Here is a 17,043-nt window from a genome sequence, read left to right as displayed (position 1 = left end):
CTTGGGGAATGTAAAGCTCCCAAGGCAAGTGCCTTAGGAGCAAAGCTGGGTTATTTAGTAAGTGCCTGTTCAAGAGACTGCTCACCATTAAAGAGCTCAAAGGTGAGGTTTTCTGGGTGTTGCTCAGCTAAATACACCAGTGCCTCGGCTACGTTTTCACGGTTAATTACAGCGTGCTCTCTTTGCTCTGGCCAAGTGGTGGTATAGCCACCTGTAGCTGGCTCATTCTGCAAGCTACCAGGGCGTACTAGGGTGTAGTTTAAAATACTCTGTTGCAAGTGTTGGTCGGCCATGTGTTTTGCCACCAAGTAAGGCTTGATGTCGCCCTCTATTTGATCTGGGTTATCGGCGCCAATGGAGCTGACCATAATAAAATGTTTTACACCGGCTTTTACGGCGTAATCAATGGCCTTAACCGCAGCCCATAAATCAATCAATAAGGTTTTATCTGGACCCGTGCTGGCGCCAGAGCCGGCGCTAAAAATCACTTGCTCAACGTTATCAAAGGCGGCGCTAAAATCGCCCTCTAAATCTTGTTCAACAATGCGTAGCTGTTCTGAGTTGATATCGGCAAGCTTAGCTTTGTCGCGTACCAATGCCACCACATCGTGCCCCTTTTTAAGCATTTTTTCGGTGGTCATTTTACCAATTTGACCGCTTGCACCAATAATTAAGGTCTTCATAATCGCACTCCTTTTTCGCTTTGTTCGCTTACATTAAGACCTTGGGATGGTCTCTGAGATTTAAACCCCGGTGAGCTTTTTTATTAAAACAAGGCGGTCATGTTGAAGGTTGAGTAGGGCAGGTGTGTGGCTTTTTATTGCTTAGAGAGATGAGAAGAAAAGCTGTTGCATACATGAGTAAACAACAGCTTAGATAGGTTATTTGGCTTTTTCACTTTTCGCAGGCTGACCATATTTGGGTGAACGTGGGCCGTGAAGTAAGCCGTTATGTGTTTCTGATGAGAGTAGTCGGTTGGCCGTAATGGCGGCAATATCAAAGCCTTTATCGGAAACGCTTTCCAGCACTTGCGTTAGGGCTGCTTCAACGAGCATTCCAAGCAATCCACTATCACTGTTATCTTGGGTTTCCGCTGATGAAGCTGTGGCTTTACCTTGCCATAGCACTGTGCCAGACCTAAGATCAACGAGTGTAGCGGAGGCGGTGACTCTGGTTTCGCTCGAAATCACCACATAGCTGGTGCCATATTCTTCGATGGTGATATAAAGCGCGGCATCAGCAGCAAAGATTTCATGCAGCTTAGCCACTGGTACGGCATGGGTATCGCTAGCTACCGTAAGACCATTGTTTTTAAAGGTTTGTGCCACTACTGCTGCTGGGAATACGTAGTAGCCCGACTCCGCAATTGGACGGTATATTTGTGCCATTAAACTGTAAGGAGCAATTACTTCCGGGGTATTATTCACCGGAGGTAGCACCAAGATGGAGTGCGGATCTGCAGCTCGGAACGCAGAGTAATCATGGCCTTCAGGGGTGCTAACACAACCTGTAACCAGTACCGATAGTAGTAAAGTGAATAGTATCTGGCGCATCTTACACTCCTGCAGACTTTAATAAAAACGAGATGTAGTGCTTAGACTCGGGAAACAACGCCATTTCTGTTTCAAAGTGTTGTTTACCCAAGGCGGCATTACCCGTTTCAAAATAAAGCATGCCGAGGTGAGCATGCACCCCTGGCGCTACGTGTTTGCTGTTTGCTGCGGCGGTTTCAATGAGCTCTTGCAACACCCCAATTTGCTCTTCGAGGGTGACATCTTCTGCTTTAAAGTAACTATACACTGCGGTGTTATATTGACCATGATAGTAAAGCGGGGCTGTGGTTTCACAGCCAGCTAAAACCATAATGGCTAACAGGACCAAGAGGGACTTTTTCATGCTTACCCTTAGTTTGTCCACGCGCCAGTCTCAAGACCGTTCACTAATTTATTTACTACCTCTCTTATGGCTAAATCGAGCACTTTGCCATTGAGAGTTGAGTCATAACTTGCTGTGCTACCAAAACCGATCACTTCACGTTCAGACAGGCTATATTCGCCAGCACCTTGAACGGAGTAAACCACCTCTGAGGTACTGACATTCACCACATTCAGGGTGACTTTGGCATAAGCTATTTGCGACTTGCCTTTGCCCAAAATGCCAAATAGCTGTTTGTCGCCAATGGCTTTACGACCAAACTCGGTAACATCACCAGTAACAACATACTTAGCACCGGCAATGCTTTGCGTGGTACCAGCGTGTTGTGCTTCTTGTGCCAGTAGCTCTAGGTTGGCTCTATCTAATATTCTAAAGCGGTTAGTTTGCTGCAAGTGACTCATCAAGGTGGTTTTGGCTTGGTTGCCAAGCTTGTCTTCACCGCTGGAAAAAATACCATTTTGGAAGCTTGAACGGTTGACAAAGTTACCTACCACAAGCTTACTTTTCTCCCCTGTATATTGGGTGTTGTAACTTGCCACTTTCGGTGTTTCTATCACTTGTGAAGAGGTGGTGGCACACGCGCTTAAAAAAGCACAAGTGCCTAATGCCAAAGCCATGGTTTTAACTTGATGAGGTATTTGTTTATTCACAGGGGATCCCTACTAATAATGACTATTTATCTTCCATTACAACAGAGGAAGTGATGCGTTTAATGTGCTTAACTATTGTTCACGGTACTGCGCGCTTGAGCAAGTAAAAAAACGCAAAAAATATTTATAAAGTGTAATGGCATTTATTTGTTTGGTGTTTTGTAGCAACCAATATCAGAAAGGGGAGGTAGAGTACTCGTTTTATTTTACAGTGGCGTTTTTTGCTAAAAGCTAGCCTCAATGCTATTTGCTACAGGTAGCGTCATTGAGGCCAGAAGAAGCTGGGCTGGATTTACTCTTCGTCAGCTTCGCCAAGGTTGCTTTTTCTTACTGCTGGTTTAGCTAAAATTTCAACATAGAAACTGGTGCGCTCTTCTTGCTGGGTTTTATCAATTAGTTTATTAAGCTGCGATACGTGCACCGGCTCGGCTTCGGCTTCTGTGTTGCCAAACTTGCAATCAAAGTCCCAGTAATCAGCGCCAGCTGGTAAGGTTTTATTGCGCTCACGCTTTAAGTACTTTTTCAGCTCATGCTTAACGGCGTCAACACGTCTTGCGAGTTTAATTTTAGGGTGAGTGAGTTCAAATGTTTTTTTCATAGTTGCCTTCAAGCAAGAAATACTCAATGGCGAAATTGCCAGAGTAAAATGGATATGTACTAAGCCTAACGGTGATGTGACATAAATACAAAAAGGGAATGGCTTAGTTTACGTGATATTTCAGTCGTTGGCGAGCAAGGCGTGTATTCGGGCGAATAAGAAACCGCAACTGCGCGGCTTCTCTATCATTTCGTTATTGTTGTTCGCGTTTAAGTAATTCATCGAGCTTGGCTTCGACTCGAGCAATGTCTTGCCGAGTAACAAACACTTGATCGGGTTTGCCCTCTTCCTCATGCATGGTTTGCATGGCATCGACAATAATACCAATAAAGAGGTTAAGCACCGCAAAGCTGGTGACAATAATAAATGGCACAAAAAACAGCCACGAGTGCGGGAACAGCTCCATGGTTGGGCGCACAATGCCCATAGACCAGCTCTCTAAGGTCATTACTTGAAAGAGGGTGTAGGCAGAGGCACTGATGCTACCAAACCATTCTTGCATGTTGGGGTCGGGGTGTTGACCAAACAGCTTAGTGGTGAGTACCGCCGAAACATAAAACACGATCCCCAATACCCCAACTACCGAGGCCATGCCCGGTAGCGAGTGGCCAAGCGCGCCAATGACTCTGCGCATTTGCGGCACCACAGAAAATAGCCGTAACACCCGTAAAATTCGAAAGGCACGAAGCACTGAAAGCGCACCGCTCGACGGTGCCCAAGAAATGGCAACAATAATAAAGTCAAAGCAATTCCAGCCCGACTTAAAAAACCGCAACCGATAGACAACCAGTTTTAACAGCAGCTCTAAACTAAAAATAATTAACACCACCAAATCAATCTTATGCAAAAGGGCTGCATTGTCTTTACCAAACTGGGTGGTTTCTATGCCCAAAGTAACCGCATTAAATAAGATTACGGCAACTAAAAAGTTTTGAAAAAACTGCGCTTCAACCAGTGCAGTTAATTTTGACATAAAGGTATTAGAGAATGTCATAACTCGAAAATGAAAAACGCAAAGGTAAGCCATAATGTGGGGCAACTGCGTATTTTTCAAGAGTTATTTTGGCTGCGGTGATAAACAACCGCGAGGTCGTTGCACCGCTAAAAGCCGTTTACCGTAAAGCGACTCAACTGAGTCGTTTTACGGTATGGCGGAATAAGATTTAAATCGCTATTCGAGGCTAACTGCGCTGCGCTAGTTCAGGTTTTGCCCAACTGTGGCGGTGCTCGACAGTTGACGCTCTAAGCGTTCTACTTTTTCGGATAAGGCGTTTTGCGTCATTTCTAGCTGCGCCATGCTACTGCCTATTTCAACTTGTTGTGCACTGCGCTCCTGCGATTGTGCTTTAAGCTTGTCTAGGTCTTCGTTCAAAGAGGCCAGCTGGCTTTTTAATGTTTGAGCGGTTTCTACCTGCTCTTGCATCAGCGACATTTTTAAGGTGATTTCGTTCTGCGCCTGCGATAGATTTTTCACCGTGGCAGCAACATCCGATTGCGTGTTGCCTTGTTGTTGTTGGGTGCTGGCAATATTGTTGGTTTGCTTTTGTAACTCTTTAATTTCAGACTGGTTACGACGCCATGCCGAGGCCCATAGTCTATCCATTTGGGTCCACAACTCGTCGGTTTTCTCAGTTAACTCAGTGAGCTTAGCTCGCATAGCACCTGCCGACTCGCCCATTTCTTCGCCAGTGGCAGATAGGGTGCGCTCAAGCTCAGCAATACGCTGTTCAGAGGCAAACAGTTGTGCTTTGGTCGCTTGATTTTGTTGATACAAACCATAACCGCCCGCAGCAAGGGCTATGATGGCAACCACACCCAACCAAGTGGTGATCCCGGTTGATTTGACCGGTGCTGTTTTTGTGGTGCTGTCGGGCCTTGCTGCCGACGCTTTATTATTCGCTGCGCGAGTAGACTGCTTGTAGGCTTCAACCTGATCGATATCGGGCATAATACTGGGCAGTTCAGGCTCTATTCTCTTGCTCAACGCGGTTACCTTCTGTTTGGGTTAAACACATGGCTACAAGCTTACTGCAAAAAGGGCAAGGATGGAATCGGCTCGCGGCGATATACTAAATACCAGCTCACCCAAGGTGAACTTTTAGTGTTCAAAAGAGTGAATCTATACTTTTAATCCCAGTAGTAGTTAATCTTTAACTGCCAAAGCGTTTGTTGTTTGCGTTGATAAGCAAAGCGAATATCTAAGTCTTGATGTATTGGCATGACAACTTCAACTTTTCTATCTATTGTTGCATGTTCGTATGGACGCTCAATACTTGCTCTTAGCTTCACTCCACGATAGATATCAGTGAGCATACCAATTTCTACGCTCCCCTCAAGGTGATGCGAGGTGTTGGCAAGCTCTCCCATGTAACCATTCACAAAGCCATAAAAGAGGGTTTTGTCGTTGTTGAAAAGCAGTGATTTGCCGACACCGCCAGCAATGAAAGTATTGCTACATTGGTTACAGCTTGATCTATCGCGTTCAAAGCCGGCACTTAGCTGCCAAGCCCAACCGCCATCATTAGGCCAATCAGTGTAAGCTGGGTTAAATGACTCTAAATCAAGAATATGAAGCTTATCTAAATAGATTGTAGAGTCTTTTATCGCAACTTCGACATCGAGCATTTCTAAATTGGAAAAAGGGACTCTGGCAATATCACTGGCTAAGGAGTCGAAATAACTCAGCCTAAAGCCTGCTTTGGCGAATCTTGTATGGTTTGTCGATGCTCCCGAAAGTGAATAGCTTGATGGCTTTTGTGCCTTATGTGGAGCGCTTTGCTGATATTGCTTAGCGCTAAGCTCGTTACCTGGAGGCAGTGTCAATCGTGATGCAATGAGCGCTTGTTTTAACGTTTGATTATGCTCTGGTCGGTGCTTTTTTAGCTGCTGTAACTGTACAAACTCAAATAAAACTTCAATGATTCTTTTTTTGCTGCTAAGTGGCAATGAGTTAAATCCTGCGCTTTCTAGTAGCGATTTTTGTGCATATATGCGTTGGGCGAATTCGCTTTCTTTTGGGCTTAGCTGTTGCTGTAGTTGATAAAAAACGCTACTTCTTGATGGTGTGAACTGCACTTCTTTAATTAATGACTCACCATGATGTTGGCTTTGAGCTAAATTGGAAAAAATAGTGACTGGGATCACCCAAGGTGATAGGTTTGGTGTGAGTTTATCTCCGACCACCAATTCAATGACTCGGGCAATGTGATAGGCACAGTTTTCATCAGCAAAGTAATAAGTATAGTCTGTTCCCATCAGCTCCCAAATATGGTTACTAATTAACTGTACTTCAGCATCTGTAAGGTTGAGCTGGTACTCCCATAAGTCCCTTAGCTCAACTTCACCATAATTATGACGATGACGATAAAATAGCTGATCGGAAAAGCCTGCCTGATAGCCACCAAATAAGCCTTTGGCGATGTACACCAAACCATTTTCATTGTCAGGGACCAAAGCACCATAATTTATACTGTAATCCAGAAGCTTACTGTGTTTTTCTGTGGCGCGGTTTAATTTCAACAACATGTGGCCATACAAAGAAGCTGGGTTACTCATGTACCCTGAAGCAAAAACTAAACTGACAGATTGTATTTTCTGTGCGTCTCGCCACTGTGTTAAATCAGGGCATGCTGACTTAACTGCAGTAAATGTTATCCCCTGTGCACTAAGCCATTGGTATCTAGCTGGAAAGCGACACTGGCTCTGGGGATGTTGATTAAATTCGGTAACCGTTGCGAGTAATTCGGCGTGGGGGTTGGTGTGGCCATTCTTTGCAAGGAAAAAGTGATCACTGGTGACGTAACTTTTATTGAATAAAGGGGCTTTATAGTGGCCTAACTTTAACCAAGTAGGGTGTTTGGCAAGCTGTATATAGTTAGGTTTAGCCCACGCGGTAGTGTGAACTAGTAATACTAAGGCAGTTAATAGGAATAGTCGCAGCATAGCTGGAGCAAAAGTGGGCAGTTATGCCCACTTCGATTGCTTAGATAGCAGAGCAATTAGCAGCAAATTGGCTAGTTACTTTGCTTTCAACAATGTTGTACAGCGATTGTGCATCAGTCGCTGGTTTTTGGGCGTAATCATTACGGATCGCTGTCACAATATCTGCGTGTGCAGTTGCATCACAGCCACGTACGTTCAGCATAGCTGCAACGTACTCACCTTCACCCTGAGCAATTTCTTGTTCAAGAACCGGGAACGTTTGTTGAATAAACATGGCTGTTTTCACATTTGCACCAGCACAAGATTCTTGCGAAGAGATATTGGTTGATACAGCTGTTGTACCAAGGTCCCAAATAATATTTGAGATTGCAGCTGCTGCACCATTCTCTGGAAAGATTATTGCGCCGATACCACATTGTTGCCAAGGGTTGATGTTTTGAGCTTGAGCTGGAGCCGCTAAGAAAGCGCCTGCAAGTACTGCCGCAGAAAGAGTTGCTTTTAGCATGAATTAAATCCTTATTTTAGTTTTATATCCCGACATGTGGGAGCGCGATTTTATACTGTTCCCCTTTGTTAAACAATAGGTGACTAATACAATTATTTGTAATGGGGGGATTGCTCTAATATTGCTCAAGTAGAAGGTACTCGTGTCTGGGAGTATGAAATTAGCGTGAATTAACAGCTCTAATCATCAGGCCCAAGCAATGTGAAGGTTAAATGCTTGCGCATATCTTTTAAGATCACGCCTTTTTTTAACATGGCGGCGCTGAGCTTTTTTTGCCACTTTAATAACTCTGGCTGGGCGGCATTGAGGGCGTTGTCATCTTCGAACTGAAAACACAGCAGCAACGAGCCGGGAAATAGATGGTATTCCACATCGAACCAGCACTGCACCATACCTGGAATTTCCGCCAGTGCTTGCGCTTCAATCTGATCTGCAACACTCATTACTAGCGCTTGTTGCTTAAGTTGTACTTTTGACAGTTTCTTCATGGGGGTCCTAGGTTACATCCGTAAACCAAAAGTATATCTTAAACAGCCAATTAAAAGCACTATTGAGCTACTGTTTTATAAGGGAGTAAGCCGGTTAATTTATACTTGGCTCTGGCAGGTTTTGTTCAAAGTATCCCTTTAAAAAGTCCAGCAACAAGCGTACTTTTTTAGCGTTGGTATTGCCTTCAGGAAAAACGCCGTAAACATGGATGTCTTTCATGCTGTAATCGTCGAGAACGGAAACCAGCGTACCGGCTTGAATTTTAGGATAGGCGTCGTATATCGGGATCCGCCCTAAGCCATGACCGCCTTCAACAAAAGCTGTGCGGGCTGCTGCGTTATTGGTGCTTACTCCACCTTGCATGCTAATGCTATAACTACGAGACCCCTTTGTTAATTCCAGTGTTCCCGCAGTGAGCTTATAGATCACCCATTGATGATGGTATAAGTCGGTAGGGTGTTTGGGCGTACCATGTTGTTCAAAATAAGCGGGTGAGCCACATAAACAGGTTTTTAATACTGAGAGTTTTGTGGCTTGCAAGCCTGAATCGGGCAGGGGAGCGCCGCGAATGGCTAAATCAATGCCTGCTTTAATGATATTGACCACCTCATCGGTGAGCATAATGTCGAGCTGGATCTTGGGATACAAGGCACGAAATTGATTTAAAGCAGGCACTATGGTCTGCAAGCCAACATTAACAGGGCAGGTGATCTTAATCAGTCCTTCGGGCTCGTTTTTATGGTTTTCAATTTGTTGGTTGGCCGCCGCCGCTTGTTCGGCAATCACTCGACAGCGCTGATAATACTCGCTGCCAGCTTGGGTTAGAGAAATGGTTCTGGTGGAGCGGTTTAGCAACTTGATACCTAACTGAGTTTCCAGCTTTTTTACATGATAACTCACTACCGCCCGAGATAAGCTGAGTTGCCTTGCCGCACCACTTAACGTACCTTGCTCAACCACTTGGGCAAATACCACCATGCTTTTTAGGCGTTCAAACGAAATATCCATACTTGGCTCCCCACTTACTGAGCGTTGATTGTATCAATTGTTTGAACAAAGAGTTAGCTTTTGTCTGCATTGCTTGACCTCCCGCTGGCCCATACACTAATCATTAATCGGATACAGGCAGAGTAAGACTCTCAGTCTGAATGAAAAATATTGATAAAACAGAGGTGATAATCATGGCAACGAAGAAAGTATTAATGGTAGTAACATCGCATGCAGAGCTGGGTAATACAGGTAATAAAACCGGTTTCTGGGCAGAAGAGTTTGCCGCACCTTATTACGCTTTTGTCGATGCCGGAATGGAAGTGACAGTGGCCTCCCCGAAAGGCGGTACTGCCCCTATTGACCCAAACAGTGAGACCGAAGATTTTCAAACCGCTAGCACTGAGCGCTTTTATAAAGACGATACCGCACAAGCACTTATCGCCAATACCAAGGCTTTGAGTGAGGTGAATGCGGCAGAGTTTGATGCTGTGTTTTATCCTGGTGGTCATGGCCCACTGTGGGATTTGGCAACCAATGAACAGTCGATTTCATTGATCGAAGACTTTCTTGCAGCGGATAAACCCGTTGGTGCTGTGTGTCACGCTACTGCGGTGCTGATGGATGTTAAAACAGCTTCTGGCGACTATTTAGTTAAAGATAAAGCGGTTTCAGGCTTTACTAACAGTGAAGAAGCCGCAGTTGGCCTTACAGAGGTAGTCCCTTTCTTATTAGAAGATGAGTTGCTTAAACGTGGTGCAGACTTCCAAAAAGTAGAAGACTGGAGCGTTTTTGCGGTGCGAGACGGGCTTATTTTCAGTGGTCAAAACCCAGCAAGCTCTGAGTTAGTGGCCGAGAAAATGCTGACCTACTTAAATCAGTAAAGCGTTAACTCTCTTTATGCCAATTCGCTTAATTAAGCGGGTTGGCATCATGTCTATAGTCGCGTTAAAGGAGTAAATAATGAGTCAGTCACAAACCCGAGAAAGTAATCGACAACTCACCTTGGCATCTAGGCCACACGGTGCCCCAAAGCATGAAAACTTCCAGTTGCAACACAGCGAAATTCCAACACCTAAAGCCGGTGAAGTGTTGTTACGTACGGTGTTTTTATCTCTTGATCCTTACATGCGTGGTCGCATGAGTGATGCCAAATCGTATGCCGAGCCTGTGGCCGTTGGTGATGTCATGGTTGGAGGTACGGTTTGCCGTGTTGAGCAGTCTAATAATCCTAAGTTTGCCAAGGGCGACTGGGTGTTGGCCATGGCCGGGTGGCAAGATTACAGCCTATCTGATGGCTCTGAGCTGTTGAAGCTTGATAATAACATCACAAAACCGTCTTATAGCCTAGGGGTGTTAGGCATGCCCGGTTTAACCGCCTACATGGGCTTGATGGACATTGGTCAGCCCAAAGCCGGTGAGACCGTAGTCGTGGCCGCAGCAACCGGGGCGGTAGGCAGTTTGGTTGGACAAATTGCTAAATTGCAAGGCTGTAAAGTGGTTGGTATTGCTGGTGGCAGCGAAAAGTGCCGTTATGCTAGCGAAGAGTTGGGCTTTGATGCTTGCATCGACCATCGCAGCGATAACTTTGCCGAGCAGCTTGCAAATGCTTGTGACGCTGGGATTGATGTCTACTTTGAAAACGTCGGTGGTAAAGTTTTTGATGCGGTCATGCCGCTACTGAACTCAAGTGCTCGTATTCCGGTGTGTGGATTGATCTCACAATACAATGCTACCGAGCTACCTGAAGGGCCAGACCGAATGTCGGCTTTAATGGCGATGCTATTAGTTAAGCGCATTAAAATGCAGGGTTTTATTGTGTTTGATGATTATGGTCATCGCTATCAAGAGTTCAGTGACGCCATGGTGCCTTGGTTGCAAGCTGGAAAAATCAAATACAAAGAGCACTTGGTCGACGGCATGGACAATACCGTGGATGCCTTTATTGGCCTGCTTGAGGGCAAAAACTTTGGCAAGTTAGTGGTGCGCTTAGGCCCCGATGAGCTCGTATAACCGCATGATATTAATAATATAAGGATAAACATCATGTTAACTGTTCACCATTTAAACGAATCGCGCTCAACCCGAGTGCTATGGCTCTTAAATGAGCTCGAGTTGACTCATGACATCGTAAAGCATGAGCGTGATGCCACGACGCGCCTAGCACCGGAAAGTTTAAAAGCGGTGCACCCTTTAGGGAAAGCACCTATTTTAGTGGATGGTGAGACCACCTTGTGTGAGTCGGGTGCCATCATGGAGTATTTGCTAGACCAAGCACCAGAGTCGACACTGCGGCCACAAGCTAGCACCCCAGAGTACTACCGCTACCTAGAGTGGCTACACTTCGCTGAAGGTTCGCTGGCATTGCCAATGATCACCAGCATGTTAATGAGCATGGAAACGCGCTCTGGCGATCAGCCGATGGATGGCTATATTAGCAAAGAACTTGCGGTGGATCTGGGCTACATTGATGACACCTTAGCAAGTCAGGGATATTTTGCCGGGAGCCACTTTACCGCTGCCGACATCATGATGACGTTTTTATTAGAAGTGGCTGCTAAGCTGGGTAAGTTAGAGCAATATCACAATATTCAAAAATACTTAGAAAAAGTGCAAGCAAGGCCGGCTTATCAAGCCGCGAAGCGCCACGGCTAAGTGATATAAATGCAATAGCGGATCAGAAGGTAGCTCAAGTTACTTTGATCCGCGTTTTGTTTGTCGATAGCTTACCTCAATATCCTGTTTGCTCACCATGCTGCTCGAGCTCATCGGCTTGGGAGTTATTTAATTGCGACTCCACTTGGTACAACAGCAACATGGCTTTTTGCCACTGCTGCGACAGCTGCCACATTTCCGCTAAGGCATTAATGTTTTGTACCATTTTGTCTACCGCTAAGGTGGCATGGGTACCTGCCAAAATAAGATCGTCTTTAACGTCGTCATGTAAGCTTTGTAACTGCTCAGTGGCTGAGGTTAACTCGCTGGCGGCCGAGAGCTCCTGTGCTAGGCTGGTTTTCATAAAGTGGCTCAGTTGTTTTTGATACTCGCTGAATTGCGAATGCAGCTGTTGCTGCTCCATCAGAGTCTTATTCGGCGTTAACCGCGCCAGCTTTTCAACACAATGGCAGCAAGTAAATAAATAGTGTTCAACCCGCATCAGCTTAGCCAACATAGCGGTGGTATGTTGTGATAAAGCCGCCTGTTCAACGCTGACAATGAAGTTACTGATTTGCTGACATAATGACTGCAGCACTTTTATCTCTTGCTCGATGGTGTGCTGGTTTCCAAGCTCCAAGGTTTTATCAAATTGTGTCAGCAGTTTATCTGCCACCAGTTTTAATTCTAACAGCAGTGCGTTTGTGGCTAGAGAAGGTGTGGCAGCGATGGTTTTGTCTAAAAAACGCGGTCGCGAGGCGTTTTCTTCGGCACTACAAAAACGCTTCATTAAAAAGTTAGCAAGGTACTGGTTCACGGGGAAAATAATAATGACGCCTAAGAGGTTAAAGAGGGTGTGAAACAGGGCTAACGATAAGGCTGGGTTGGGCGTCAGGTTGATCAAACCAGTAAATTGCTGAATTAAATAAAACAACACCGGTAAGATGGCAAAAGCAATCACCGCGGTTAATAAGTTAAACACCACTTGGGCTGCGGCCACGCGTTTGGCATTTGAAGTGGCACCAATGGCCGCAAGTATGGCGGTGGAAGTGGTGCCCACATTCGCACCGATCACCATGGCGCCTGCCGCGTAAATATCAATAATACCGCTTGCTGCGGCAGTGATAGTTAAGGCAATGGAAGCACTGGATGACTGGGTTAAGGTGGTCATTACCATACCGACCAGTAAAAAGGTAACCATGCCAGTCAGCCCGTCGGCCTCAAGCGCACTTAAATCAAAGGTGGCGACCACACTTTCAAATGCGCCTTTAAGCACATCGACGCCAATAAAAAATAAGCCAAAGCCCACCAAAGCAATACCAGTGGCTGCCAAGCGCGTTTGCGGCCGTAGTAATTTTAGTAATGCGCCGAAGCCAATTAGGGGTAAAGCAATGGCTTGAATATTGAACTTAAACCCCACCGCCGCCACTAACCAGCCGGTAATGGTGGTGCCAACATTGGCGCCATACACCACCCCTAGGGCTTGGTACATGGTAATGAGACCTGCGTTAACAAACCCCAGTGAAGCTACCGTAACGGCACTAGAAGACTGCACCAAGGCGGTCATGCAAAATCCCGCTGCCACTCCGCGCTGTGGTGTTTTAGTCCAGGTTGCTAAAACATGACGTAACGACTCACCTGCAGCCAGCTTTAGGCCATCGGTCATCATGTTTATGGCAACCAAAAAGAGGCCTATGCCGCCCAGTAAGGTACCGAGTAAGGTTATCGTTTCCATCGTTGATTACTCGTATATTGCTTTGAATTTATTGACTATAATAAGTTTAGCCGAGTCGCTTTTTATTGCCTAATAATTTTCAGACGACAGGGCTTATAGTCTATTTACTCCATTTGGCAAAAGGCTAAGTAGTCGAAATGTCCAGTAAGCTAAGTCAAAACAGGTTTTTTGTTATTTAGTTGCTTTGTTTGGCGTGTTAGTTAGTTTATTGGCTTTTGCTCGAATTACCTTGGCTTGTTTTATGTCGCCTATTTTCTGATAAGCTTCAGCTAGAGCAAAGTGCGCCTTAGCAGATGTTGGGTAGGTGCTAACGTTTAACATTAAAAATGCTATTGCCGCTTCAACGTGGTTCACTTCTAATAATTGGTTTGCAAAGCGGTTGAGTCCTCTTTCACTGTAACCGTTATTCTTTTCCACCTCTTTATGATACCAAGATAGTGCGGCTTCTACGCCTTGTTGAGAAAGTATCTGGAATAGCTGTTGAGTGAACCTTGGCTGTGGTTTTTTAGTTGTCTTGCCATACAGAATTTTCAGTAAGTTAGTGGTCATTTCTGTCATCGGAGCACCACCGGTATTATTAAGTAATACTATCAAATAATCATCTTCAAGGATCCGTGCGATACTGGCATTAAAACCTTGTATCCCGCCGCCATGATGTACTTTGGTGACTGTGTAGTGTGGGTTTAAGGTATCTAGTTTATCTACTAACCAACCGGCGGCGTAATTGCGATGACGGGTTACGGTATAGAGTTTTTTGCGCCATGGTTCTGATAGTAAAGTATCGTCTGCCAGTGCTCGATGCCATAAGAATAGATCTTCCGAGGTTGAGTAGATGCTGCCTGCGGAGTAAGGAATTGACATATCAATATGCTCAGCATGTTTGAGTCCAGTAAGCGTCCGTTGGTATCCTGAAACGCGATGAGACAGAATGTCATATTGGCCATTTACGCCGCTATTGTGCATACCCAATGGCTGAAAAATACGTTCTTGAGCCACTTTGGAGTATGGTTTACCTGTCACAGTCTCAATAATACTGCCTAAAATGGTGTAACCTGCATTACTGTAACGAAGCTGGGAGCCTGGTTTGAATAGCAGATCTTCGCTACAGAACTGAGCAATAAATGTCTTGAGATCATAAGGATTGCGTGACTCGATGTCTTTGTAGCTGGGTAAATGAAAAAAGTTTGCTAAGCCTGAGGTATGCGTTAATAGCTGCCAAATGGTGATTTGTTTACCGGTATCTTGGCGGTAATCAGGTAAATGCTCTAAAATAGTGTCTGTTAGTTGCACCTTGCCTTGCTCTGCAAGTTGCAGTATGAGTACCGCTGTAAACTGTTTAGTAATAGAAGCAAGCTTAAATTTTCCTTTTATGGTGTGTGGAATATCCCATTCAACATTGGCTTGACCATAACCACGATGAAGCAGAATTTGGTCCTTATGAGCCACTAAAGCAACACCATTAAATTGCTCTAATTGATGATAGATACTAATCAAACGGTGCAAACGTTGAGTTGTATCGAAACCAGCTAATGTGGTAAAACTAATAAAAAAGAGTATTAATAATAATAATTTACTTGTCATTTTTTTGCTCACTTTGTTATTCCATCTCGCATAATTATCAGCCCATATAAGTAAGTCAGCGCTTGCGCCAATAAAATGAAACGTCTTACTTTTTGCTCTAACCTGCGAGCCCTTAGATCTTTGGTTGCACTTTCATTGACATCGGATTAATGCCTGAGTGATAAGTGGGATAGTCACCATAAATGACCTTAGTGTTATGGCGTGAGTGACTTTTAATGACGTCGGCGGACAAACGGTGACACCTAATATTTAATTATAAATTACAGAGAGTTACGCTAGTTATAAGGAATGCTATGGCAGCAATATATATTGGAAAAAACCTAGAGTTAGAGCAAACACAGCGAGCCCTTTTTAAAAATGGGAATCTGATAAACTTATCAGAGCTTAATTATCGTTTACTAAGCTGCTTAGTGGCCAATGCTCCGCATGTAACGACTTACCAGACATTGCAAAATGAGGTTTGGAAAGAAACCTTAGTTTCCGAAGATACGATCAAAAAGCGGGTTTCTCGGTTGCGCGAGATTTTACAGACTCACCCAGAGCAAAACATTATTGTCGCTGAAAGAGGTATTGGTTATCGTCTTGCGTTACCTATTCAAACTCATAAGCCTAAGGGTGGCTGGCTTGAACACTCTAAGTGGAAATTAATTGCTTTTATGTTGATATTGTTTTCAACAGTAGGGTTATACATTCTTAATCAGCCTAACGTTAAGCCAACGACCTCTCAAAGTTTGCAACCACTGGATCCTAATCAAAAATTACTAAAAGCCGTAGAGCAGTATTTAGACTTACGTGAAGCCAAGCAAGTGGCAAGGGCAATTCGCGAGCTTGAAGTCATGCTTGATACTCAGCCAGAAAGTTTGCCAGTGTTAGCTGCGCTCAGTAATAACTACTTAGTTAATTACCAGTTGCATAATCCTGAGATTAAACAGTTATACCAAGCCAATCACTTTGCTAATCAAGCGGTTCAATTGCATCCTCAACAGCCCTGGGCGCACCTCGCATTAGCAAAAACACTTATACTATTAGGGCAAGTTCCTCAAGCAATCAGCCACGGCGAACAAGCTGTAGAGCTAGCCACTAGCTGGGTTGATGGCTATGTGACACTGGCACAGGGGTACAGAGTAATGGGTGATATCGGGCAGGCTTGGACAGTCATTAACAAAGCTTATGATTTGCAGCCGGATAACCCCAAGGTGCAGTTGGCTCGGGTGCAAGTTTTAATTGAAAAAGAGATGACTAGTTGGGTTCGCGATAACGTAAATCAGTTAGGCGATAGCATGGTCGATGATCCTTATGTTGCCATGGTTAATGCTGAACAACTTATGGTGACTAAACAATTTCAAGAAGCTGAGCGCGTTTTACTGGCGTTGCTAGAGCGATATCCTAACGCATACAAAGCACAGTTCTTATTGGCACTGACTTATGACCTCAAGGGTGAGCAAGAAAGGGCTATTAGGTATTATAAAGACCTCACTCGTTACTTAACTCCTTACTCCGGGCTGGCAGGAGAATTTGTCAGTTTATTGGCTGGGGAGCAGGGAAGCTTCGCCCAGAATCACTACATGGCATTTGAAGATAACCAATTGCTTGTGCCGCTATCGCGCTTGAACGCACAAGATCCTGCGGGGTTCCTTGCCCACTTAGAGAATGCTGTGGATGGTGGCTTTTCGAAACTGTACTTTTTACAGTCCAGCTTGCTTAATAAAGCGTTTGAGCGTCAGGCGGGAGGGCAGCCAGAGCTTTTAGCACGCTTTGCTGCTATCAAAAAGCGAATACATGAGCGCAGGCAAGCGCGGCGAGTAAAACGTATGCCAGTTTTGTCTAATTAGAGGGAGCTTACAAGAATGTGTTGGAGCGGTGTTTTTGCAACTGAATTCGGGCGTCAATAAAATTAACCCTTTATTCTATATAAGTATTTTTCGCTTCAAAGGAGGTTTTTCTTCATGCACTGGATGTAAGTTTT

The 17,043-nt window shown here is 44.8% G+C and carries 17 protein-coding genes; 4 read left to right on the top strand and 13 right to left on the bottom strand.

The features are described from left to right. Positions 1-50 precede the first annotated feature (50 nt). The 11 genes from R3P39_RS09675 to R3P39_RS09625 form a co-directional block, all read right to left on the bottom strand. Complete coding sequence (locus tag R3P39_RS09675; RefSeq protein ID WP_336569286.1) at positions 51-686, bottom strand: SDR family oxidoreductase; 636 nt, start codon at positions 684-686, stop codon at positions 51-53. A 195-nt stretch (positions 687-881) separates the two neighbouring features. Further along, positions 882-1,553 (bottom strand): DUF799 domain-containing protein, encoded by a 672-nt coding sequence (locus R3P39_RS09670; protein ID WP_336567174.1) that lies wholly within the window; start codon positions 1,551-1,553, stop codon positions 882-884. A gap of 1 nt (position 1,554) precedes the next feature. After that, positions 1,555-1,896 (bottom strand): DUF4810 domain-containing protein, encoded by a 342-nt coding sequence (locus tag R3P39_RS09665; RefSeq protein ID WP_336567173.1) that lies wholly within the window; start codon positions 1,894-1,896, stop codon positions 1,555-1,557. Positions 1,897-1,904: 8 nt separating this feature from the next. After that, entirely contained in the window at positions 1,905-2,552 is a 648-nt protein-coding gene (locus R3P39_RS09660; RefSeq protein WP_336569285.1) for a CsgG/HfaB family protein, read from the bottom strand. A gap of 325 nt (positions 2,553-2,877) precedes the next feature. After that, positions 2,878-3,183: a DUF6172 family protein gene (locus tag R3P39_RS09655; protein ID WP_336567171.1), complete on the bottom strand. Its 306-nt coding sequence runs from the start codon at positions 3,181-3,183 to the stop codon at positions 2,878-2,880. Between the two features lie 193 nt (positions 3,184-3,376). Continuing rightward, positions 3,377-4,156, bottom strand: coding sequence for an ion transporter (locus R3P39_RS09650; RefSeq protein WP_336567170.1), 780 nt, complete (start codon positions 4,154-4,156; stop codon positions 3,377-3,379). Positions 4,157-4,378: 222 nt separating this feature from the next. After that, the gene (locus tag R3P39_RS09645; protein ID WP_336567169.1) at positions 4,379-5,167 is read right to left on the bottom strand and encodes a hypothetical protein; all 789 of its coding nucleotides are present in this window, start codon (positions 5,165-5,167) and stop codon (positions 4,379-4,381) included. A gap of 143 nt (positions 5,168-5,310) precedes the next feature. Then, a complete protein-coding gene (locus R3P39_RS09640; protein WP_336567168.1) occupies positions 5,311-7,125 on the bottom strand; it encodes an Lnb N-terminal periplasmic domain-containing protein in 1,815 nt (604 codons plus the stop codon). Between the two features lie 40 nt (positions 7,126-7,165). Beyond that, positions 7,166-7,630 carry a DUF3015 family protein gene (locus R3P39_RS09635; protein ID WP_336567167.1) on the bottom strand — a complete coding sequence of 155 codons (465 nt, stop codon included), beginning with the start codon at positions 7,628-7,630 and terminating at the stop codon, positions 7,166-7,168. Positions 7,631-7,809: 179 nt separating this feature from the next. Beyond that, positions 7,810-8,118, bottom strand: a complete 309-nt coding sequence (locus tag R3P39_RS09630; RefSeq protein ID WP_336567166.1) for a hypothetical protein — start codon at positions 8,116-8,118, stop codon at positions 7,810-7,812. 94 nt (positions 8,119-8,212) lie between these two features. Further along, the gene (locus R3P39_RS09625; RefSeq protein ID WP_336567164.1) at positions 8,213-9,127 is read right to left on the bottom strand and encodes a LysR family transcriptional regulator; all 915 of its coding nucleotides are present in this window, start codon (positions 9,125-9,127) and stop codon (positions 8,213-8,215) included. 173 nt (positions 9,128-9,300) lie between these two features. Between R3P39_RS09625 and R3P39_RS09620 the strand changes: the two genes are divergently transcribed. The 3 genes from R3P39_RS09620 (at position 9,301) to R3P39_RS09610 (ending at position 11,761) form a co-directional block, all read left to right on the top strand. After that, on the top strand, positions 9,301-9,990 hold the full coding sequence (locus tag R3P39_RS09620; protein ID WP_336567163.1) for a type 1 glutamine amidotransferase domain-containing protein: 690 nt from the start codon (positions 9,301-9,303) through the stop codon (positions 9,988-9,990). 79 nt (positions 9,991-10,069) lie between these two features. After that, positions 10,070-11,119: an NADP-dependent oxidoreductase gene (locus R3P39_RS09615; RefSeq protein WP_336567162.1), complete on the top strand. Its 1,050-nt coding sequence runs from the start codon at positions 10,070-10,072 to the stop codon at positions 11,117-11,119. Positions 11,120-11,152: 33 nt separating this feature from the next. After that, a complete protein-coding gene (locus R3P39_RS09610; RefSeq protein ID WP_336567161.1) occupies positions 11,153-11,761 on the top strand; it encodes a glutathione S-transferase family protein in 609 nt (202 codons plus the stop codon). 76 nt (positions 11,762-11,837) lie between these two features. Here the strand turns inward: R3P39_RS09610 and R3P39_RS09605 are convergent, their stop codons facing one another. Further along, a complete protein-coding gene (locus R3P39_RS09605) occupies positions 11,838-13,496 on the bottom strand; it encodes a Na/Pi cotransporter family protein (protein WP_336567160.1) in 1,659 nt (552 codons plus the stop codon). Positions 13,497-13,667: 171 nt separating this feature from the next. Beyond that, positions 13,668-15,077: a serine hydrolase gene (locus tag R3P39_RS09600; RefSeq protein ID WP_336567159.1), complete on the bottom strand. Its 1,410-nt coding sequence runs from the start codon at positions 15,075-15,077 to the stop codon at positions 13,668-13,670. Between the two features lie 293 nt (positions 15,078-15,370). Here R3P39_RS09600 and R3P39_RS09595 point away from each other — a divergent pair, with 293 nt between their 5' ends. Then, positions 15,371-16,909: a winged helix-turn-helix domain-containing protein gene (locus R3P39_RS09595; protein ID WP_336567158.1), complete on the top strand. Its 1,539-nt coding sequence runs from the start codon at positions 15,371-15,373 to the stop codon at positions 16,907-16,909. Positions 16,910-17,043: the final 134 nt, after the last annotated feature.

This window comes from Pseudoalteromonas sp. UG3-2 (assembly GCF_037120705.1).
GTDB lineage: Bacteria > Pseudomonadota > Gammaproteobacteria > Enterobacterales > Alteromonadaceae > Pseudoalteromonas.
Note: the sequence above shows the minus strand (reverse complement) of the source record. Positions and strands in the feature narration are given on the sequence as shown.